Genomic DNA, 20,316 nt, shown 5'->3' with positions numbered 1-20,316 from the left:
TCCTTCGTGTACGGAGGCTGGGGCCGAGGGGCGCGGGCTTGCGCCGGGCCGGCGGGGCGGACTGGGCGTCGGGGACGGGTTTCGTCCTCCCCGGGCGCGGCGGGCAGGGAACCGACCGTCGTCAGCCGACGTTGTTGCCCCACAGGGAGGTGTCGTCGACGTTGGCCTTGGTGACCAGCGGGGCGGGCAGTTGGTCCTCCAGTCCGTTGGGCAGCTTGATGATGACGGAGCCGTGGTCGGTCGCGCCCGGCTCGAAGGTCTTGCCCTCGGCCGCGGCCTTGGCGTAATGCAGCGCGTACTTGGCGTACAGGTCGGCGGGCTGGGAGATCGTGGCGTCGATCTGGCCCTTGCGGATGGCCTCGAACTCCTGCGGGATGCCGTCGTTGGAGATGATGCTGATGTGGCCCTTCTGCCCGGCGGGCTTGAGCAGGCCCTTCTGCTCCAGCAGGGCCAGGGTCGGTTGCAGGAAAACGCCTCCGGCCTGCATGTAGACGCCGTTCAGGTCCGGGTTCTGGGCCAGCAGCGACTGGAGCTTGGCGGAGGCCACGTCGCCCTTCCAGTCGGTGGGCAGCTCGAACACCTTGATCTGCGGGAACTTCGTCTTCATGCACTCGGCGAACGCCTCGGAGCGGTCGCGTCCGTTGATCGAGTCCAGAGCGCCCTGGAGTTCGGCGACCTTGCCCCTGCCGCCGAGCTGCTTGCCGAGGAACTCACAGGCCTTGGTGCCGTACGCCCGGTTGTCGGCGCGGACCACCATGTAGACGTCGCCCTTGTCGGGCCTGGTGTCCACGCTGACCACGGGGATCTTCTCCGAGGCGAGGGTGTCGAGGGTGGAGGCGATGGCACCGGTGTCCTGAGGAGCCATGACGACCGCCTTGGCGCCGGTGTTCTGGAACACCTGCACGTTGGCGACCAGCTTCGTGACGTCGTTCTGGGAGTTGCTCAGGGGCAGGGCGTTGATGCCCTCGGTCTTGATGTCCTTCTTCACGTACTGCGTGTACGAGTTCCAGAAGTCGGAGTCGGACCGCGGCAGGTCGATGCCGATGGCAGGCTTGTCTCCGCCCGAGGCGGCCGAGCCCGCGCTCTCGCGGTTGCACGCGGTGGCGAGGGCCAGTACCGCGAGGGCGGCGGTGGCGGCTGCGGCGGTGGAACGGGTGCGAGCGAGATTCATGGCCGTGTTCTCTCCTTAGCCAGGGGCGCGGGGCCGCAGGGCGACGGTGGGAGGGGCGTACCTGCCTGCGCGGAGGGGCGAGGTCGCCGGTGGGCAGGTGCCGATCGGCGCGGAGAACGCACGGATCATGCCCGAACGGGTCGGATGCGGGGTCGGCGGGGACCGAGACGCGGAGGCCGGGCGGCCGCGGGGGTGCGAACCGAACGGACGAACGCGGGTGTTCACTATTCCTCCGATGTATCTCGGACGTCGAGGACGTTACGACGGCATTGCCGACGTTGACAAGAGCCCGCGGCGAGAGATTTGAAGGGCATCGCGCCCCGAGAGGCACGGGTGCCGTGCCGGTCCGGGGGGCCGACGTCGATATCCGTATGACCAGCGCGTTCGCGACCGTCGCCCTGGTGGGGTGCGGCGCTGAGGCAGTCTCACGATTCGGCAACGGGGGCCGTCCGGGCCGCGGACACGCCGGATGCCAGTGGGTGCGCCGAGGAGCAGTGCCCCTCGGTGACGATCGAAGACAGGGCCGGTCAGGCCTCTTGTCGGCAGGAGTCAGAGGAGCGGGTGGTCCGGATGACGGACCCCGATTCATCGGATGGACGCCGTGTGGTGAACCAAATCGGTGCGTGCCCCTGGCGAACGCGGCCCCACCAGGACTGGTCCGGCAACGCGGAGGAAATACATCCGAGGAATCCATTGTCAGGGGTGGTCTCCGCGTCTAGGGTCGGCATGCCGTCATACATCCGATGACTGGCGCGGTGGATGAGTATGGCCCTCTGACAGCCCGGCCCGGCGCACCGCAGACGGCCGGCCAGGCGGCCGGCCGGCCCCAGACCCAACCCGCTTCGCAAGGGAGCCTCCCCAGTGAAACTGCTACGAGTCGGTGCCCCCGGTGAGGAGCGGCCCGCCGCCCGCACCGACGACGGCCGGCTGCTGGACCTGTCCTCCGTCACCCCGGACATCGACGGCGTCTTCCTCGCCGGCGGGGGAGTGGACCGGGCCCGCGCGGCCGTCACGGCGGGGGACCTGCCCGAGTTCGATCCGGACGGCCTGCGGGTCGGCGCACCCCTCACGCGCCCCGGCAAGGTCGTCTGCGTCGGTCTGAACTACCGCGACCACGCCGCCGAGACCGGCGCGGCGCCACCCAAGCGCCCGGTGGTGTTCATGAAGGACCCGGGCACGGTCGTCGGTCCGTACGACGAGGTGCTGATCCCGCGCGGCTCGGTCAAGACCGACTGGGAGGTGGAGCTCGCGGTCGTCATCGGACGGCGGGCCCGCTACCTCGACGGACCCGGGGCGGCGCGGGACGTGATCGCGGGATACGCGATCAGCCATGACGTCTCGGAGCGCGAGTTCCAGCTCGAGTACTCGCCACAGTGGGACCTGGGCAAGTCCTGCGAGACGTTCAACCCGCTCGGCCCATGGCTGGTCACCGCCGACGAGGTGGGCGACCCGCAGAACCTCGGCCTGCACCTGAGCGTCAACGGGGTGAAGCGGCAGGACGGCCACACCAGCGACATGATCTTCACCGTCGACCACATCGTGTCCTACCTGAGCCAGTACATGGTCCTGGAACCGGGCGACGTGATCAACACCGGTACGCCCGCGGGTGTGGCTCTGGGGCTTCCCGGCACCCCGTTCCTACGCCCCGGCGACACCGTCGAGCTCTCGGTCGACGGCCTCGGCAGCCAGCGCCAGACCTTCGCCCAAGCGTGAAAGGCAGCATCACCTTGACCGCAACCTCCGCTCGGATCACCGCCGTCGACACCTACGACGTCCGCTTCCCCACCTCGCGGGAACTGGACGGCTCCGACGCGATGAACCCGGATCCCGACTACTCCGCCGCCTACGTCGTGCTGCGCACCGACGACGCCGACGGTCAGGAGGGCCACGGCTTCACCTTCACCATCGGACGCGGCAACGACGTCCAGGTCGCCGCGATCGACGCACTGCGGTCCCATGTCGTGGGCCGTTTCGTCGAGGAGGTGTGCGCCGACCCGGCCTCGCTCAGCCGGGACCTCGTCGGCGACAGTCAGCTGCGCTGGCTCGGGCCCGAGAAAGGCGTGATGCACATGGCGATCGGCGCCGTGGTCAACGCCGTGTGGGACCTGGCCGCCAAGCGGGAGGGCACGCCGCTGTGGCGGCTGCTCGCCCACGCCTCCCCGGAATGGCTGGTCTCGCAGGTCGACTTCCGCTACATCGCCGACGCCCTCACGCCCGAGGACGCCCTCACCCTCCTGCGGGAGGGCCGTACCGGGCTTGCGGAGCGCGAGACCGTCCTGCTGGAGCGCGGATACCCCGGCTACACCACCTCGCCCGGCTGGCTCGGCTACTCCGACGACAAGCTCACCCGGCTGGCCGAGCAGGCCGTCGCCGACGGCTTCACCCAGATCAAGCTCAAGGTCGGCGCCGACGTGAGCGACGACATCCGGCGGCTGCGCACCGCACGTGCGGCCGTCGGCGACGGCATCCGGATCGCCATCGACGCCAACCAGCGGTGGAACGTGGACGAGGCGGTCGAGTGGACCAGGGCGCTCGCCGCGTTCGACCCCTACTGGATCGAGGAACCGACCAGCCCCGACGACATCCTCGGGCACGCGACCGTCCGGCAGGCGGTCGCCCCCGTGAAGGTCGCCACCGGCGAACACGTGCAGAACCGCATCGTCTTCAAGCAGCTCCTCCAGGCCGGCGCCATCGACGTCCTCCAGATCGACGCGGCCCGGGTCGGCGGGGTCAACGAGAATCTCGCGATCCTGCTGCTCGCCGCGAAGTTCGGTGTCCCGGTGTGCCCGCACGCCGGCGGAGTGGGACTGTGCGAGCTGGTGCAGCACCTGTCGATGTTCGACTACCTGGCCCTGTCGGGCACCACCGAGAACCGCGTGATCGAGTACGTCGACCATCTCCACCAGCACTTCACCGCGCCCGTGGTGATCCGCGACGGTCACTACGCCGCCCCGCTCGCCCCCGGATTCTCCGCCACCATGCGGCAGGAGTCCATCGCCGAGTACCGCTACCCGGACGGCACGTTCTGGGTGGCCGACCGCGCTGCTCAGGAGGAGGCGGCATGACCGCGCTGGCAGGACTCAGGGCCGTCGTCACCGGAGGAGCGTCCGGCATCGGACTCGCCACCGCCCGCGCACTGGCGGCACAGGGCGCGGCGGTGGCCGTGCTCGACCTCGACCCGGGCGGCGTCGGCGAACCGCTGCTCGGACTCCGGGCCGACGTCAGCGACGACGCCTCCGTGCGCGCCGCCGTCGACACCGCGGCCACGCGCCTCGGCGGCATCGACATCCTCGTCAACAACGCGGGCATCGGCGCGGCGGGAACCGTGGAGGACAACCCCGACGACCAGTGGCACCGGGTCCTGGACGTCAACGTCCTCGGCATGGTCCGCACGACCCGCGCCGCCCTGCCCCACCTGCGCCGATCCGCGCACGCCTCGGTGGTCAACACCTGTTCCGTCGCCGCCACCGCGGGACTGCCGCAGCGGGCCCTGTACTCCGCGAGCAAGGGGGCCGTGCTGTCCCTCACCCTGGCCATGGCCGCCGACCACGTCCGCGAGGGCATCCGCGTCAACTGCGTGAACCCCGGCACCGCCGACACGCCCTGGGTGGCCCGGCTGCTGGAGGCCGCCGACGACCCCGAGGCCGAACGCGCCGCCCTCAACGCCCGCCAGCCCATGGGCCGCCTGGTGGCCGCGGACGAGGTCGCGGCCGCCATCGTCTACCTGGCCGGTCCGGCCGCGGCCTCCGTCACCGGCACCGCGCTCGCGGTGGACGGCGGCATGCAGGGACTCCGGCTGCGCCCGGTGGACCGGTCGTGAGGACCACCAGGCTCGGCGGCAGTGCCGTACCCGTGTCGGAACTGGCCCTGGGCTGTGCCGCGCTCGGAAACCTCTTCCACCCGGTCACCGACGAGGCGGCCCACGCCACGGTGGAGGCGGCCTGGGAGGCCGGCGTCCGCACCTTCGACACCGCGCCCCACTACGGACTCGGCCTGTCGGAACGCCGGCTCGGCGCCGCGCTGCGCGACCGCCCCCGCGACACCTACACCCTCTGCACCAAGGTGGGCCGGCTTCTCGTGCCGGATCCGGACGGCGGCGCCGACGACGACCTGGCGAACGGCTTCGCCGTCCCGGCCACCCACCGCAGAGTCTGGGACTTCAGCGCCGACGGGGTGCTGCGCTCCCTGGAGGCCAGCCTGGACCGCCTCGGCCTCGACCACGTCGACGTGGTCCTGCTGCACGACCCCGACGACCACGCCGACCAGGCACTGGACGAGGCGTACCCGGCACTGGAGCGGCTGCGTACCGAGGGCGTGATCGGCGCCATCGGCATCGGGATGAACCAGTCCGCGCTGCCCGCCCGGTTCGTGCGCGAGACCGACATCGACGTGGTGCTGCTGGCCGGCCGCTACACCCTCCTCGAACAGGACGGGCTCACCGAACTGCTTCCGGAGGCGACCGCCCGCGGGCGGAGCGTGGTCATCGGCGGGGTGTTCAACTCCGGCCTGCTGACGGCCCCCCGGCCCGGCGCCACCTACGACTACGCACCCGCTCCGCGGCCGGTCCTCGATCGTGCGCTGCGGCTGCTCGCGGTCTGCGAACGCCATGGCGTACCGCTGCGTGCCGCCGCGCTGCGCTTCCCGTACGGCCACCGCGCGGTCGCGAGCGTCCTGACCGGCGCACGCACCCCCGAGGAGGTGCGTGACACGGTGGAGCAGCTGCGGCGCCCGATTCCGGACGCCCTGTGGGACGAGCTGCGCGCCGAGGGCCTGCTGCGACCGGACACCCCCGTCCCCGCGCCGACCGGGGGAGCCGCGCCGACCGGTGGAGCCGCGCCGACCGGGGGAGCCGCACGGGACGGGGAAGCCGCACCGAACGGGGGAGCCGTGCCGTCGAAGGAGCCGTCATGAGGGTCGCCCTGCACACCAGGGTCCGTGCGGACCGCATCGAGCAGTACGAGGCCGCGCACCGGGAGGTGCCCGGGGAACTCACCGCCGCGATCCGCGCCGCGGGGGTGAGGGAGTGGACGATCTGGCGCAGCGGTACGGACCTGTTCCATGTACTGGAGGTCGAGGACTATCAGGGGATGATCGCCGAACTCGACAAGCTGCCCGTCAACATCGCCTGGCAGGCGCGGATGGCCGACCTGCTCGACGTCGTCCACGACTACTCCGCGCAGGGCGCGGGCGCCTCGCTGCCGGTGGTGTGGGAACTGTGACCGGAGCGGGGACCGTGCCCGGCGTCGTGGACGCCCACCACCATGTGTGGGACCTGTCCGTCCGCGACCAGGGCTGGATCAGCGGAGACGAACTCGCCCCGCTGCGACGCGACTTCACCCTCGCCGACCTGACGCCGGAGGCCCGCGCGGCCAATGTCACCGCCACCGTCGTGGTGCAGACGGTCACCGTGCCGGAGGAGACCCCGGAGTTCCTGGCCCTGGCCGCGGACAGCGACCTGGTCGCCGGGGTCGTCGGCTGGACCGACCTGACCGCCCCCGATGTCGCCGACACCCTCGCCGAGCTGCGCGCGGGCCCCGGAGGGGAGTACCTGGTGGGTATCCGCCACCAGGTGCAGGGTGAACCTGACCCGCGCTGGCTCCTGCGCCCCGACGTACTGCGCGGACTTGCCGCCGTCGCCGAGGCGGGACTGGTCTACGACCTCGTGGTGAAGCCCCACCAACTCGCGGCGGCCGTGGAGGCGGCGGAGCGCCTGCCCGGCCTCACCTTCGTCCTCGACCACCTCGGCAAGCCGCCCATCGCCTCCGGCGAACTCAACCCCTGGGCGCAACGGGTCCGGCGCCTCGCCGCCCAGGCGAACACCGTCTGCAAACTCTCCGGCATGGTGACCGAAGCCGACTGGGGCTCGTGGACCGTAGCCGCCCTCAGGCCGTACGCCGACACCGTGCTCGACGCCTTCGGACCCGGGCGGCTGATGTTCGGCTCCGACTGGCCGGTCTGTCGGCTCGCCGCCACGTACGCCGAGGTGATCGCCGTCGCACGAGAGCTGACGGCCGGACTCGCGCCGGCCGAGCGCCACGACGTCTTGACCGGTACGGCCGCGCGGACCTACGACCTGTCGGTCACCGCACGGCCGGCCGGTCAGGAAATCCCGCGCGCACAGCCGAGTGCCACCGCGGCTTCGGCGGCACCTTCGCCCTGAGGAACGCGAGGTCTCCCATGTGTTGCCGGCCGACGAGATGCGCCGTGGGCGCCCAGGTCGCCTGATCCGGCGCCCACTTCGCGTCCGCCGACACCGGCACGGTGGCGTGGTGGTGGAGGCCGAGCGCGACGGGCGGAGGCGCCTGACCGTGCCGGAAACACCGAGCAGTGGGCCGTCACCGCGCCGGGCGGCGGCGCGTTCCGGCCGAGCAACCGGCCCGGCGCGAAGGCTCGGGGCCGACACCACACCGACGCGTGCTGGACGCGCGTCGTCCCGTGGACGCCCGAGGGCGGCGCCTCGCGGCAGGGGAACATGACCAAGGTCGACCGAGCGGGTTCGGGGTGGCGCGCCTCAGGGCCCGCCACCACCCCCGTTCACGGCACCGACGCCATCGTCGCCGCACCCGTGCCGGTGGGTCGTCGCCAGCCCACACGAGCGGTGCCCTGAGCCCGACGCAGGCCGCGCTCCCACCTGAGGATCCTCGGGCGGGGAGCGCGGGAACATCTGGCCGGGGTTGCGTCGGTGGCTGGGCCCCGTCACCGGCGTCGAACCCACCTGCCACGCGCCGCCGGCCGAGGGAGGGGCGTCGAGGAGACCGTGCTCCACACCTTCGTCCGGCTGTCCGGGGCGCGGGACCCGGCCCGGCCGAGAGATCGGCGGCAACCTCCACGCCACCGGCGGCCACTGAGCAGTGGAACACCGACACGCTCCTCCGATCGGACGAACATGCAAGAGACACGCCAGGCCGCGCGGCAGCGCAGGCGACGACGCCGGCTGATGGTGGGCACCGCAGCGGGGCTGGCCGGCACAGGTCTGCTCGTGTGCCTGGTCATGACGGTGCAGCCGGACCGTGGGGAGGAAGCCGGACGGGCCACGGGCACCGCCGTGGCCAACTCCCGGGACACTCCCCGGCCGACAGCGCCAGGGAAGAAGTCCTCAGCACCCTCCCCGTCCGCCGCCGCGTCCCCGTCGGCCGGCGCCAAGACCCCGAAGGCCTCCGCATCCCCGTCGGCGTGGCCGTCACCGGCCTTCTCGCGGAAGGCTCCCGCCACGTCGTCCCTGGCTGGACGGATCCGCCCCAAGGCCACCTACCAGGGGGCCGCCACCGTCTACCGGGCCGGGGTCGGGGACGGCGCCTGCTCGTACGGCCCGAGCGGCGACATGATGATCGCGGCGATGAACACCACCGACTACGAGACCTCCAAGGCCTGCGGGGCGTACGTGCTCGTCCGCGCGGCGAGCGGCGCCTCCGTCACGGTCCGGATCACCAACGAATGTCCACTGCCCTGCGCGCCGGGGCAACTCGACCTCAGTGAACAGGCCTTCGCCGAACTCGCTCCCGTCTCGACCGGCCGGATCGCGATCACATGGAGCCTGTCGAGCCCCGACACGTCGGGCCCGATCTCGATCCGCTACAAGAACGGATCCAACCCGTACTGGTGCGGCATCCAGGCGATCGGCCACCGCAACCCGCTCGCTCGGCTGGAGGTGCGTGCCGACGGCGGCTGGCGCCGACTGACCCGCACCGAATACAACTACTTCCTCTCTCCCGACGGCAGCGGGTGCGGCGGCGCGATCAGGATCACCGACATCTACGGCGAACGTCTCACCATCGACGGGATCGCCTTGAGGCCGGAAGCCGTGCAGCCGACGCGGGTCCAGTTCGCCCGGCACTGACCCGCGCCGCCGACCGTGGCCGCTCCTCCGCACGGAACTCTCGGAGGAGCGGCCACACCGGCTCGGTCTCATGCTTCGTACGGCTGCGGGCAGGGCCCCGGAGGGCGGACGGGTGTCACTCCGTGGGGCAGTGCGTCGCGGGCCACGTCGCTCGCTGTTGCCTCGTGCCCACGAGAGGGCGTTCTTCGCCGGTCCCTCAACTGCCGATCCTCGCGGAGATGATCGGTGCGAGGCGGTCGGCGATGACGCGGTGGCCCCGGTCGTTGGGGTGGACCGCGTCCGAGAGGTCGCCCGACCCCAGCCAGCCGGTGGTGTCGACGAAGGACACCCGGGAGTCGCCGCCGCCGACGGCAGCACGGACGGCCGCCTCGGTCTGCGGGACGTACCGGCCGCGGAAGGTCTCCAACGCGAAGATCCAGGCCCGCGGATACGCGGCCCGGACCTTGCGCAGCAGGCTGCTGTACGCCGACTGGAACTGTGTCGTGCCGACCCCGTGGCCGACGTCGTTGGTGCCGAGATTGATCACGACCGCGTCCGCCTGATAGCGGGAGAAGTTCCAGCCGGGTGTGGACGCGTTCGGGTTGAGCCTGCCGAACTGCTGCTCCAGTCCTACGCATCCGTCGGCCGCCGCGACCAGGCACGCCCCGCCCTGGGCGATCTGGGTGTGCTCGGCGCCGAGCCGTTCCCCGATGAGCCAGCCGTACGCGGTACGGGCATTCTGCGAGGTCGTCGTCCCCACAGTGATCGAGTCGCCGACGAACTCGATCAGCTTGCCCGGCGCCGAGGGCGCGAACGTCGTCGCGCCGCTGTCGAGAACCAGCCCCTGGAAGACGGCGTCACCGCGGTAGGAGCCCGCGACCACCTGATAGTTGACCTGGAGTGTGTGATTGCCGGCGGCCAGGGGCGATGGCGTGAGGTTCACCGTCCCCTTGACGTCGTCGTAGAACTTCACCGGCCCGTTGTCGATCCTCGCCCAGAGGTCGATCGTGCCCCGTTGCTTGAGCTTGACGGTCCGTCCGGTGAAGCCGGTCCGGTAGTACGCGCCCGCCCAGTAGGGGGTATAGGCGGTGGCCGAGCTCTGCGTGTCCCACCGGCCGACGAACTTGATGTTGGGGTCGCCGGGTTGGCCCGGAGCCGCTGCTCGAGGATCGGACACGGAGCCGTCGCCCGGCGTCGCGGCCTTCGCCGGTGAGCCGCCGGCCCAGGACAGCAGGCAGGCGGCGAGTGCGGCGGTGAGAAGGCACGCCGCCATGAGTCTGGCGCGGCGTGCGGGGGCTGGGCGGGGGGTGGTCTGCATGGGGATCCCTTTCGCGTGAGGGGTGGGAGCGCTCCCATGGGCAGCCCTTCCGAGGGAACCAATGAAACGGTTCAGCGTCAAGGGATCGCACGACGGTGAGGGCGCGCGAACGCCGCGACCGAGGGCGGTTCTCGAAACCAGCGCCGTCCGAGAGCAGCGCCGTCCGCCCGACGGGCGGACGGGACTTTCCGATCCCGCCGCGGGACCTCGGTCCCCGCCCGTCTCATCCACCGGCCCGCAGCCACCTCGACCGTGTGCTCGGCCGGAAGGTGCGCGGGAAGCGGCTCCAGCCACACCTGATCGACGGCCGCGCCACTGTCACCGGCCTGGCCATGACCCCACCCGCCACGCCCGAAAGCCTCGGTGGCAAGCGCCACCGGCGGAGGCACGGCGTCACGGGACGGCCATCGGGCCGGTGGCCGCCGCCCGGCCCGTGCTCCGTCGCCGTACGAGCGCTGACGTCGTCGCGTGACCCGGGCGGGCTCGGCCTTGCGCCGAGCCCGCCACGCCGGCTCCCTGCCGGAGCCGGACTCGAGTCACACCGTCAGCGCTGCCGTGTCAGCAGGCCCGGACGGTAGGGCAGGAGGCCGTAGTCGCCACCGGAGTTGGGGCTGCGCCCCTGGTAGAGCAACTGAAGGTTGCAGGGATCGACGGTCATGGTCTGATCGGGGCTGGTGCGGATCAGTTCGCCATGGCTGATGTCGTTGGTCCAGGTGGCGCCACTGTTGGCCTTGCCGGCGAAGGGATTGCTCTCGGTCGCGGCCTGGGGTGTCCACGAGCCGTTCAGGCTGGTGGCCGTGAACGAGCGGAAGTAGCGGCCCTGCGAGCCGATCGCCTCGACGATCATGAGGTAGCGGTTCTGGCCCTGTAGCTTGTAGACCTGCGGGGCTTCGAACAGGTTGTTCGTCGTATCGCTCATGATCACTGTCGAGGTCGTGCCGAAGCTGCCGGGGAAGTTCCCGATCGGCATACTGGCCCGGTAGATCTTGCCGTTGTCACCGGCGAAGAACAGGTACATGTTCGTCCCGTCACCGATGAGCGTCTGGTCGATGGGTCCGGTGCCGGAGCCGGAGATGCTTCCGGAGAAGAGCACCTGCTGGGGTGACCAGCCGTTCGGGTTGGTGGGGTCGCTCGACGTCCGGTAGGAGAAGGCGGTCCCGCCCCACTGGTAGGCCAGCACCCAGATGTTCTTCGGCGCGAAGTAGAAGAGCGTGGGCGCGACGGTGGAAGCGGACATCGTGTTCTGGCCGGCCGAGGCCATCTCCGACCAATTGGTGAACAGGCCGAAGTTCATCGAACCCCAACTCGTCCCCGTGTCGTGCGTCGTCGCGTAGACGAGTTGCCTGCCGTTGTAGGGGACGACGGTGAAGTCCTTGAGCGAGACCCACCCCGGCTTGGGCTGCGCCAGCGCGCCCGTCGATGTCCAGCGGTAGGTCGACGGCAGGTCGCACGGGCCGGGATTGTCGCCGCCGACCTTGACGAGCTGCCACTGCTGGTTGGTGCCGCCCCAGTCGTCGTACTGGACGATGCTGGCGTTGTCGGCGGTGGAGGCGCCTTGCACCTCGAGGGCCTTGTTGCTGTGGCGCGAGATGAACCTCACGTGGCCGTCCGAGCTGTCGGCCAGCCGCCACTGCTGGTTGGTGGCGTTCAGGTCGGTCCACTGGACGATCGGGCCGCCGTTCGCGGTGGACCAGTTGTGGACGTCCAGCACCTTGCCCGAGTGGCGGGACTTGATGCGGTAGTAGCCGCCCCCGGAATCGACGAACTGCCACTGCTGCTGGTTCTGATCGTTCCTGGTCCACTGGGTGATGCGGGCGCCGTCGTCGGTCGCCATGTTGTAGACGTCGAGGGCCTTTCCGCTGTTGCGGTTGACCAGCACGTACGAGGCGTTGGGGTCCACGGTCGCCGCGTCGGCGGGCTGCGCGCCGAGGAAGGCGGCCACGATCAGCAAGGGCGTCAGAACGGCAAGTAAGCGTCTCAGACGGACCGGGGAAGGATGGCGTAACCACATCAGAGGGCCTCCTTGGGAGGGCGGGGGTGAGGTGACCCCGATGAACCCCGGGGCGGACGTGCCGGGGCGAGAGGCATCTCGAAAGTTTCGAAGAATTCCCGGATGCTTCGACGCCACAAGCTAGGAATGTGGAGCCCGCCGGTCAAGGCCTGAAGCCGATCTGTCCACAAAGAGCGCCTTCCCTCCGCGCTTGACAAGCCGTCGCGCCGACCGCGACCACTTATCAGTGTGGATGTCGTTCGTCCATGCAAGGCGCCTCCGTGCAGGAGGGAGGTCGAGCGAGCGGCGTCGGCGCCCGTGCCTGCCCGGCCCGGCGGCACGTGTCGACGGCTGCGCCGGGGTTCGCCCCTCCGGCCCGTCGGGCTCCCGGAAAGTTTCGCTCACCGAATCGAAACTTCTTCTGCCGGGAGTATTGACGATCCACCGTCAATACCTCAATCATCCGTGTCTGAGGCACCGGCCCTAGTTCGAAATGTCGAACCGAGTCGACTCTGAGCACTCTGTGCCGCACGGCAGATGCACGCACAGGTGCATGACAGATCCGCAGAAGCACCTGCGCCACCCCGTTCCGTTCCGGTGAGGTCCGCACCACCGCATCCCGGCTCTTCGCGCAGGTGGAGAGGTACGCGACGCCGTGGCGGCCCCCGGCTGAGCCGCGTTGGAGTGCCCATGCCCGTGTTGAGACACCGCCTGCCGCCTGCCGTACGTCGCCCGTCGGCGGACCGGGTCCCGTCCGTGCCGGTGGAGATCGTCCCGGTCCCATGACCGCGGCGTCCGGTCATTCCGTGCTGCCCGGCCGGCCCGCCCTTCCGTCCGCCGAGTGCGAGGGGACGACGCATCCCCTGCGCCTCGGTCCTTCCGTGATTTCTCCCTTGGAGGCACAGCCATGGGCTCGTACGCCCTTCCCAGACCCCTTGTCCGCCGCACGATCCGCGGCCTGCTGCCGGCGCTGGTCGTCGGCGTCCTCGGTACGGCCGCACTGGTCGCTCCACCGACGGCACACGCCGCCGAGAACACGCTCGGCGCCGCCGCGGCGCAGAGCGGCCGCTACTTCGGCACCGCCATCGCCTCGGGCAGGCTGGGCGACTCGACGTACACGGCGATCGCGGGCCGTGAGTTCAACTCGGTGACGGCCGAGAACGAGATGAAGATCGACGCCACCGAACCGCAGCGGGGCCAGTTCAACTTCACCGCCGGTGACCGCGTCTACAACTGGGCCGTGCAGAACGGCAAGCAGGTGCGCGGCCACACCCTGGCCTGGCACTCCCAGCAGCCCGGCTGGATGCAGAGCCTCAGCGGCAGCACGCTGCGCCAGGCGATGATCAACCACATCAACGGCGTGATGGCCCACTACAAGGGCAAGATCGCCCAGTGGGACGTCGTGAACGAGGCCTTCGCCGACGGCAGTTCGGGAGCCCGGCGCGACTCCAACCTGCAACGCACCGGCAACGACTGGATCGAGGTCGCCTTCCGCACCGCGCGCGCCGCCGACCCGGCCGCCAAACTCTGCTACAACGACTACAACGTCGAGGACTGGACCTGGGCAAAAACCCAGGCCATGTACGCCATGGTCCGAGACTTCAAGCAGCGCGGCGTGCCGATCGACTGTGTCGGCTTCCAGTCGCACTTCAACAGCGGCAGCCCCTACAACAGCAACTTCCGCACCACCCTGCGGAACTTCGCCGCCCTCGGCGTCGACGTGGCCGTCACCGAACTCGACATCCAGGGCGCCCCGGCCACGACCTATGCCAACGTGACCAACGACTGCCTGGCCGTCCCACGCTGCCTCGGCATCACCGTCTGGGGTGTGCGCGACACCGACTCCTGGCGGCCGGAGCACACGCCGCTGCTGTTCAACGGCGACGGCAGCAAGAAGTCCGCCTACACCGCCGTCCTCAACGCACTCAACGGCGGCTCCACCACGCCCCCTGCCGGTTCCGGACCGATCAAGGGCGTCGGTTCGGGCCGCTGCCTGGACGTGCCCGGCACCAGTACCACCGACGGCACCCAACTCCACCTGTGGGACTGCCACAACGGCACAAACCAGCAGTGGACGTACACCGCCGCGGGCGAGCTCAGGGTCTACGGCGACAAGTGCCTGGACGCCGCCGGCACCGGCAACGGAACCAAAGTCCAGATCTACAGCTGCTGGGGCGGCGACAACCAGAAGTGGCGCCTCGACTCCGACGGATCCATCGTCGGCGTCCAGTCCGGTCTCTGCCTCGACGCCGTCGCGGGCGGCACCGCCAACGGCACCCTGATCCAGCTCTACTCCTGCTCGAACGGCAGCAACCAACGCTGGACCCGCACCTGATGTGACCTGTCACAGCCGAAAGGGTGAATCGATGAAGACCGACGGTGCGGCTTTCCTCGCCCCTCCACGATGGCATCGCTGGTGGTCCAGGGTCGCCGCCGTGGTGGCGGCTACCCTCGCGATCGGCATGCTCACCGCGGTGAGTCCGGCGCCCGCCGAGGCGGCGACCGTGGAGACCAATGCCTGGTACGTCCTGGTCAATCGCAACAGCGGCAAGGCGCTGGACGTCTCCGGCGCGTCCACCGCCGACGGCGCGCGCGTCAGTCAGTGGACGCGCCACGGCGGAGCCCATCAGCAGTGGCAGTTCGTGGCCTCCGGCGACGGCTTCTACCGCCTCAAGGCCCGGCACTCGGGCAAGGTCCTCGACGTGGCCGGCTCCTCGACCGCGGACGGTGCAGCCATCCAGCAGTGGGCCGACCACAACGGGGCCAACCAGCAGTTCCGCCTGGCCGACTCCGACGCGGGCCACGTCCGGCTGATCAACCGCACCAGCGGCAGGGCGGTGGAGGTGCAGGGCGCCTCCACCGCCGACGGCGGCAACGTCGTCCAGTACGCCGACTGGGGCGGCGCCAACCAGCAATGGCAGATGATCAAGCTGTCGTCCGGTGGCGGCGGCGGATGCGGCAGCGCCCCGACTCTGGCGAGCGGCACGCACACGATCCAGAGCGGCGGCAAGAGCCGCAGCTTCATCCTCAGGGTTCCCGCCAACTACGACCACAGCCACCCCTACCGGCTGATCTTCGCGTTCCACTGGCGGGGCGGAACGGCCGCGGACGTCGCCTCGGGCGGCACGAGCGGGAACGCCTGGTCCTACTACGGCCAACAGGAACAGTCGAACAACGGCGCGATCCTGGTCGCTCCCCAGGGCCTCGGCAACGGCTGGGCCAATGCGGGCGGTGAGGACATCACCTTCGTCGACGACATGATCCGGCGAATCGAGGGCGGCCTCTGTGTCAACCCGGCACAGCGTTTCGCCACGGGTTTCAGCTGGGGCGGCGGCATGAGCTACGCACTCGCATGCAGCCGGGCGAACGTCTTCAGGGCCGTCGCGGTCATGTCCGGCGCCCAGATCAGCGGGTGCAGCGGCGGCACCCAGCCCATCGCCTACTTCGGAATCCACGGCATCAGCGACTCCGTCCTCAACATCGCGCAGGGACGGTCCCTGCGCGACAGATTCGTCGGCAACAACGGCTGCGCCCCGCAGAGCCCGCGCGAGCCCGCGCCGGGCAGCCGAACGCACATCACCACCACCTATTCGGAGTGCCGTGCCGGATACCCGGTCCAATGGGCCGCGTTCGACGGAGGCCACCTACCCGGTCCGGTCGAGGGCTCCCCCGCCGAAAGCGGCGTCACCACCTGGACCAAGGCAGAGATCTGGAGGTTCCTCGCACAGTTCCAGTGACCCGTTCGCACCACGGAGTGGAGCCGACAATCCTGGCTCCACTCCGTGGACGTCCATCCCGGACCGAAAAAAGGAACAACCCTTTTCGACAGAGCTGCCACGCCTTCGGACCGGTCGCGGCCGGCGAACGGCCGGGGGGGAAGCGGCGTTCGAGGACAGTGGGTTCAACCCGAGCGAGCCCGCACACCCGTCGGCGGTCGACACGACGGTCGGCGGTCGCAGTGGTCACCCTCCTGTCCCAGGTCCCCTCGCTCCCCGACCGCAGTCCCGTGCCGCCACGCCCGCCGGGTCGTCCAGCACCGCCCGCACCACGGCGTGTGCCGCGCCGAGCAGGGGGCCCTCGGGGCCCAGCCGGGAGACGGACACCGGGCAGGGCGGACCGGCCGTGCGGCGGGCGAGTTCTGACTCCAGGGACGGCAGCAGCCAGGGCGCGAGTCCGGAGAGGGCACCGCCCAGCACGACGGCCTCGGGGTCCAACAGGTTGAGCGCTCCGGTGAGGGCGACGCCGAGCGCCGTCCCCGCCTCGCGCAGTGCTCGCCGCACTTCCTCGTCGCCGTCCGCCGCGCGTCGGGCCAGCAGTCCGACGCGGTCCTCGCCCAGTTCCAGGCCGGCCGCGCGCAGCACCGCCTCCTCGCCGGCGTACTGCTCCAGGCAGCCCCGGCCGCCGCACACGCAATCCGGCCCGTCGGGATGGACCGGTACGTGCCCCAGCTCGCCGGCGAAGCCGCGGGTGCCGCGCAGCAGGCTGCCGTCGACGACGAGGGCGGCGCCGATGCCGATCTCGGCCGAGACGTGCAGGAAGTCCCGCGGGGTGTCCGCGCCGAGCCACAGTTCGGCGAGGCCGCCGAAGTTGGCCTCGTTGTCCACGGTCAGAGGGAACTCGCCGGGCAGCAGGGCGCCGAGATCGACGTCGTGCCAGCCGAGATTCGGGGCGCGGACGACGGTGCGGGCGTCCCGGCCCACCAGGCCGGGGACGGCCACCGCGAGCCCCGCCGGCCACAGCCCCTCGCGCTCTCCCTCGGCCACGACCCGGCGTACGAGCGCATTCAGTTCCCGGAGTACCGGTTCGGGGGCACGGCCTCGGTTCGTGCCGTGCCGTACGGCGCGCGCCCGCACCTCGCCGCGCAGGTCGACGGCGCAGACCGCGAGGTGGTCGACGCCGACCTCCGCGCCGATTCCCGCCGGGCCACGCCCGCTGACCGCGAGTGCCGACCCGGGCCGGCCCACCCTGCCGGGCCGCTCGGGGCCCAGCTCCTCGATCAGGCCGGTGCGTATGAGTTCGTCGACGAGCGTCGAGACCGCCGCACGGGTCAGGCCGATGTGAGAGGCGACCGCCGCCCGTGACAGCGGTCCCTCGGCGCTGACGGCGTGCATCACCCGGGCCAGGTTGCGGCGGCGCATGCCCTGCTGGGTGTCGGGCAGCGCACGCCCGGGGCCGGTCGGGCGGGCCTCGTGCGGCGGTGCGCTCATGCCTGCGTCGATCCTCAGTGGGTGTCCGTGCCCCGCTCCAGCAGCGGGGACGCGTCGGAGAGTACCCCGGCGATCCTGGACAGGGCAGCCTCGTCCCGCTCGACGGCATCGAGCACGGGACCGCGCGCGGTGTTCCAGCGCCGGGCGACGGCGGCCGGGTCCTCCCCGGTCAGCAGGCCCGCCGCCTGTGCCGCGGCTCCCAGCGCGACGAGCTCCCTGGCGTCCGGGATCTGCACGGGCCGCCCGGAGAGCCGGCGTACGGTCTGCTGCCAGGCCGTGCCGCGGGCGCCGCCGCCGATCAGCAACAGCGGGGCCGAGCGGTCCGCGTCCTCGTCGAGGACGAGGTCCAGCGCGCCGAGCAGGGAGTGCACGGCACCGTCGTAGGCGGCCTGGAGCAGCTGGCCGGCGGTGGTGTCGTGGCGCAGGCCGTGCAGGAGACCGGAAGCGTTCGGCAGGTTCGGGGTGCGTTCGCCGTCCAGATAGGGCAGGAACGTGAGGTCGGCGGTGGGCTCTACGGCCTCGCGGTCGAGGCCGAGCAGCGTGGCGACGCGGTCGACGGCGAGAGTGCAGTTCAGCGTGCACGCCAGCGGCAGCCAGTCGCCGTGCGCGTCGGCGAAACCGGCCACCGTGCCCGTCGGGTCGGTGGGGCGCCGCTTCGACACGGCGTACACCGTGCCGGAGGTGCCGAGGCTCAGCACCGGAGTGCCGGGGCGCAGCCCGAGGCCGAGCGCGGCCGCCGCGTTGTCGCCGGTGCCCGCGGCGACCAGGGTGCCCTTGGAGAACGGCAGGTCGTGGCTGTCCCGCACGGTGCCCGCCACCTCGCCGGGCCGCACCACCCGCGGCAGCAGTGCCGGGTCGAGACCCACGTGAGCCAGGATCTCCTCGTCGTACGCCTCGGTCCCGGACGCCCACCAGCCGGTGCCGGAGACGTCGCCGCGGTCGGTCGTGCCCTCTCCCGTGAGGCGTTCGGTGAGGTAGTCGTGGGGAAGGCGCACGGCCTTCGTCGCGCGCAGGGCCTGCGGCTCGTGCTCGGCGAGCCAGGCCCACTTCGTGACCGTGAAGGAGGCGGCCGGCACCAGGCCGGTGCGTTCCGCCCAGAACTTCGCACCGCCCAGTTCCTCCGTCAGCCGGCGGGCCTGCGGTGCCGAGCGCACGTCGTTCCACAGCAGCGCCGGGCGCACCGGCTCGCCACGCTCGTCCAGCGTCACGAGCCCGTGCTGCTGTCCGCCGATGGACACGGCCGCCGCTTCGCGGGCCGCGTCACCGCACTGGCGCAGGGCTTCGTGCAGGGCGTCCCACCACTGGCGGGGGTCGCTCTCCCGGCCGGCCCCGGAGGACACCGTGTGCGGTGCCTGGCCGCTCGCCACGACCCGGCCGGTGGCCGCGTCGACGACCAGCACCTTGGTGGACTGGGTGGACGTGTCCACGCCGACGACGAGCGGACCCTCGGCTGCTGACATCGGGATCTCCCTAAGTTTTTCCGCGGCTCTGCGGGATCTGGCTTCCCAGAGATGCCTTCGCATACTAATTTGTAAACGGCCATGACGAAATAGTCTGCAAGCAAGGAGCCGCGGCAATGAGCTACCAGCCCACCCCCGAGGACAGGTTCACCTTCGGTCTGTGGACCGTCGGCTGGCAGGGACGCGACCCGTTCGGTGACGCCACGCGCCGCGCCCTGGACCCGGTGGAGACGGTGCAGCGCCTGGCCGAGCTGGGCGCGTACGGCGTGACCTTCCACGACGACGACCTGATCCCCTTCGGGTCCTCCGACAGCGAGCGCGAGGAGCACGTCAAGCGCTTCCGCCAGGCCCTGGACACCACCGGCATGACGGTGCCGATGGCCACCACCAACCTCTTCACACACCCCGTCTTCAAGGACGGCGCGTTCACCGCGAACGACCGTGACGTGCGGCGTTACGCCCTGCGCAAGACGATCCGCAACATCGACCTGGCCGCCGAGCTGGGTGCGAAGACCTACGTCGCCTGGGGCGGGCGGGAAGGCGCCGAGTCCGGCGCCGCCAAGGACGTGCGCGTGGCCCTCGACCGCATGAAGGAGGCCTTCGACCTTCTCGGTGAGTACGTCGTCGAGCAGGGCTACGACCTGCGCTTCGCCATCGAGCCCAAGCCGAACGAGCCGCGTGGCGACATCCTGCTGCCCACCGTGGGCCACGCGCTGGCGTTCATCGAGCGCCTGGAGCGCCCGGAGATGTACGGCGTCAACCCCGAGGTCGGCCACGAGCAGATGGCGGGCCTGAACTTCCCGCACGGCATCGCTCAGGCGCTGTGGGCGGGCAAGCTCTTCCACATCGACCTCAACGGCCAGTCCGGCATCAAGTACGACCAGGACCTGCGCTTCGGCGCCGGCGACCTGCGCTCCGCGTTCTGGCTGGTGGACCTGCTGGAGACCGCCGGCTACAGCGGCCCGCGTCACTTCGACTTCAAGCCGCCGCGCACCGAGGACCTGGACGGCGTGTGGGCGTCGGCCGCCGGCTGCATGCGCAACTACCTGATCCTCAAGGACCGTGCGACGGCCTTCCGCAACGACCCGGAGGTCCAGCAGGCCCTGCGTGCCTCCCGCCTGGACGAGCTGGCTCAGCCGACCGCCGCCGACGGCCTTCAGGCACTGCTCGCCGACCGTGGCGCCTTCGAGGACTTCGACGCCGAGGCGGCCGCCGCCCGCGGCATGGCCTTTGAGCACCTCGACCAGCTCGCCATGGACCACCTGCTCGGCGCCCGCGGCTGACGGCACGCGCGCGTGGGTGCACCCGGCACTGTCCGTGTGTCCGTGCCCTCACGCGCGCCGCCCGCCACGCA

At 71.1% G+C, this 20,316-nt stretch carries 15 protein-coding genes; 10 read left to right on the top strand and 5 right to left on the bottom strand.

From position 1 onward, the window contains the following. Positions 1-121 precede the first annotated feature (121 nt). Positions 122-1,171: a sugar ABC transporter substrate-binding protein gene (locus ACZ5Y0_RS11210; RefSeq protein WP_469128361.1), complete on the bottom strand. Its 1,050-nt coding sequence runs from the start codon at positions 1,169-1,171 to the stop codon at positions 122-124. 861 nt (positions 1,172-2,032) lie between these two features. On the opposite strand from ACZ5Y0_RS11210, the gene ACZ5Y0_RS11205 reads away from it, so the two are divergent. From ACZ5Y0_RS11205 to ACZ5Y0_RS11175, 7 genes are all read left to right on the top strand, one after another. Further along, positions 2,033-2,884, top strand: a complete 852-nt coding sequence (locus ACZ5Y0_RS11205) for a fumarylacetoacetate hydrolase family protein (protein ID WP_469128360.1) — start codon at positions 2,033-2,035, stop codon at positions 2,882-2,884. A 14-nt stretch (positions 2,885-2,898) separates the two neighbouring features. Next, complete coding sequence (locus tag ACZ5Y0_RS11200) at positions 2,899-4,236, top strand: L-fuconate dehydratase (protein ID WP_469128359.1); 1,338 nt, start codon at positions 2,899-2,901, stop codon at positions 4,234-4,236. After that, positions 4,233-4,991, top strand: coding sequence for an SDR family NAD(P)-dependent oxidoreductase (locus ACZ5Y0_RS11195; protein WP_469128358.1), 759 nt, complete (start codon positions 4,233-4,235; stop codon positions 4,989-4,991). Before ACZ5Y0_RS11200 ends, ACZ5Y0_RS11195 begins: the two co-directional genes overlap by 4 nt. Continuing rightward, the gene (locus ACZ5Y0_RS11190; RefSeq protein ID WP_469128357.1) at positions 4,988-6,082 is read left to right on the top strand and encodes an aldo/keto reductase; all 1,095 of its coding nucleotides are present in this window, start codon (positions 4,988-4,990) and stop codon (positions 6,080-6,082) included. Before ACZ5Y0_RS11195 ends, ACZ5Y0_RS11190 begins: the two co-directional genes overlap by 4 nt. Continuing rightward, positions 6,079-6,390, top strand: a complete 312-nt coding sequence (locus ACZ5Y0_RS11185; protein ID WP_469128356.1) for an L-rhamnose mutarotase — start codon at positions 6,079-6,081, stop codon at positions 6,388-6,390. Before ACZ5Y0_RS11190 ends, ACZ5Y0_RS11185 begins: the two co-directional genes overlap by 4 nt. Continuing rightward, a complete protein-coding gene (locus tag ACZ5Y0_RS11180; protein ID WP_469128355.1) occupies positions 6,387-7,331 on the top strand; it encodes an amidohydrolase family protein in 945 nt (314 codons plus the stop codon). The genes ACZ5Y0_RS11185 and ACZ5Y0_RS11180 overlap by 4 nt, the downstream gene beginning before the upstream one ends. 726 nt (positions 7,332-8,057) lie before the next feature. Next, complete coding sequence (locus ACZ5Y0_RS11175; protein WP_469128354.1) at positions 8,058-9,008, top strand: expansin EXLX1 family cellulose-binding protein; 951 nt, start codon at positions 8,058-8,060, stop codon at positions 9,006-9,008. 196 nt (positions 9,009-9,204) lie between these two features. Here ACZ5Y0_RS11175 and ACZ5Y0_RS11170 read toward each other — a convergent pair whose 3' ends face one another. Both ACZ5Y0_RS11170 and ACZ5Y0_RS11165 read right to left on the bottom strand, forming a co-directional pair. Then, entirely contained in the window at positions 9,205-10,305 is a 1,101-nt protein-coding gene (locus ACZ5Y0_RS11170) for an SGNH/GDSL hydrolase family protein (RefSeq protein ID WP_469128353.1), read from the bottom strand. A 544-nt stretch (positions 10,306-10,849) separates the two neighbouring features. Beyond that, positions 10,850-12,316: a non-reducing end alpha-L-arabinofuranosidase family hydrolase gene (locus tag ACZ5Y0_RS11165; RefSeq protein WP_469128352.1), complete on the bottom strand. Its 1,467-nt coding sequence runs from the start codon at positions 12,314-12,316 to the stop codon at positions 10,850-10,852. A gap of 886 nt (positions 12,317-13,202) precedes the next feature. Between ACZ5Y0_RS11165 and ACZ5Y0_RS11160 the strand changes: the two genes are divergently transcribed. Together ACZ5Y0_RS11160 and ACZ5Y0_RS11155 are read left to right on the top strand one after the other, a co-directional pair. Beyond that, positions 13,203-14,630: an endo-1,4-beta-xylanase gene (locus ACZ5Y0_RS11160; protein WP_469128351.1), complete on the top strand. Its 1,428-nt coding sequence runs from the start codon at positions 13,203-13,205 to the stop codon at positions 14,628-14,630. 100 nt (positions 14,631-14,730) lie between these two features. Next, positions 14,731-16,032: an RICIN domain-containing protein gene (locus ACZ5Y0_RS11155; RefSeq protein ID WP_469128481.1), complete on the top strand. Its 1,302-nt coding sequence runs from the start codon at positions 14,731-14,733 to the stop codon at positions 16,030-16,032. 225 nt (positions 16,033-16,257) lie between these two features. On the opposite strand, the gene ACZ5Y0_RS11150 is transcribed toward ACZ5Y0_RS11155, so the two are convergent. Together ACZ5Y0_RS11150 and xylB are read right to left on the bottom strand one after the other, a co-directional pair. Continuing rightward, a complete protein-coding gene (locus tag ACZ5Y0_RS11150) occupies positions 16,258-17,502 on the bottom strand; it encodes an ROK family protein (protein WP_469128350.1) in 1,245 nt (414 codons plus the stop codon). 14 nt (positions 17,503-17,516) lie between these two features. After that, positions 17,517-18,962 carry a xylulokinase gene (gene xylB, locus ACZ5Y0_RS11145; RefSeq protein ID WP_469128349.1) on the bottom strand — a complete coding sequence of 482 codons (1,446 nt, stop codon included), beginning with the start codon at positions 18,960-18,962 and terminating at the stop codon, positions 17,517-17,519. Between the two features lie 116 nt (positions 18,963-19,078). Here xylB and xylA point away from each other — a divergent pair, with 116 nt between their 5' ends. Next, positions 19,079-20,245: a xylose isomerase gene (gene xylA, locus ACZ5Y0_RS11140; protein WP_469128348.1), complete on the top strand. Its 1,167-nt coding sequence runs from the start codon at positions 19,079-19,081 to the stop codon at positions 20,243-20,245. Positions 20,246-20,316 lie beyond the last annotated feature (71 nt).

The sequence above is a fragment of the Streptomyces sp. NPDC033216 genome (genome assembly GCF_055577115.1).
Note: the sequence above shows the minus strand (reverse complement) of the source record. Positions and strands in the feature narration are given on the sequence as shown.

Excerpts from the sequence above, each read along its gene's own strand:
- ACZ5Y0_RS11175 (WP_469128354.1), top strand. The coding sequence starts at position 8,058 with ATGCAAGAGACACGCCAGGCCGCGCGGCAGCGCAGGCGACGACGCCGG.
- ACZ5Y0_RS11210 (WP_469128361.1), bottom strand. The coding sequence starts at position 1,171 with ATGAATCTCGCTCGCACCCGTTCCACCGCCGCAGCCGCCACCGCCGCC.
- xylB (WP_469128349.1), bottom strand. The coding sequence starts at position 18,962 with ATGTCAGCAGCCGAGGGTCCGCTCGTCGTCGGCGTGGACACGTCCACC.
- ACZ5Y0_RS11170 (WP_469128353.1), bottom strand. The coding sequence starts at position 10,305 with ATGCAGACCACCCCCCGCCCAGCCCCCGCACGCCGCGCCAGACTCATG.
- ACZ5Y0_RS11195 (WP_469128358.1), top strand. The coding sequence starts at position 4,233 with ATGACCGCGCTGGCAGGACTCAGGGCCGTCGTCACCGGAGGAGCGTCC.
- ACZ5Y0_RS11185 (WP_469128356.1), top strand. The coding sequence starts at position 6,079 with ATGAGGGTCGCCCTGCACACCAGGGTCCGTGCGGACCGCATCGAGCAG.
- ACZ5Y0_RS11160 (WP_469128351.1), top strand. The coding sequence starts at position 13,203 with ATGGGCTCGTACGCCCTTCCCAGACCCCTTGTCCGCCGCACGATCCGC.
- xylA (WP_469128348.1), top strand. The coding sequence starts at position 19,079 with ATGAGCTACCAGCCCACCCCCGAGGACAGGTTCACCTTCGGTCTGTGG.
- ACZ5Y0_RS11165 (WP_469128352.1), bottom strand. The coding sequence starts at position 12,316 with ATGTGGTTACGCCATCCTTCCCCGGTCCGTCTGAGACGCTTACTTGCC.
- ACZ5Y0_RS11150 (WP_469128350.1), bottom strand. The coding sequence starts at position 17,502 with ATGAGCGCACCGCCGCACGAGGCCCGCCCGACCGGCCCCGGGCGTGCG.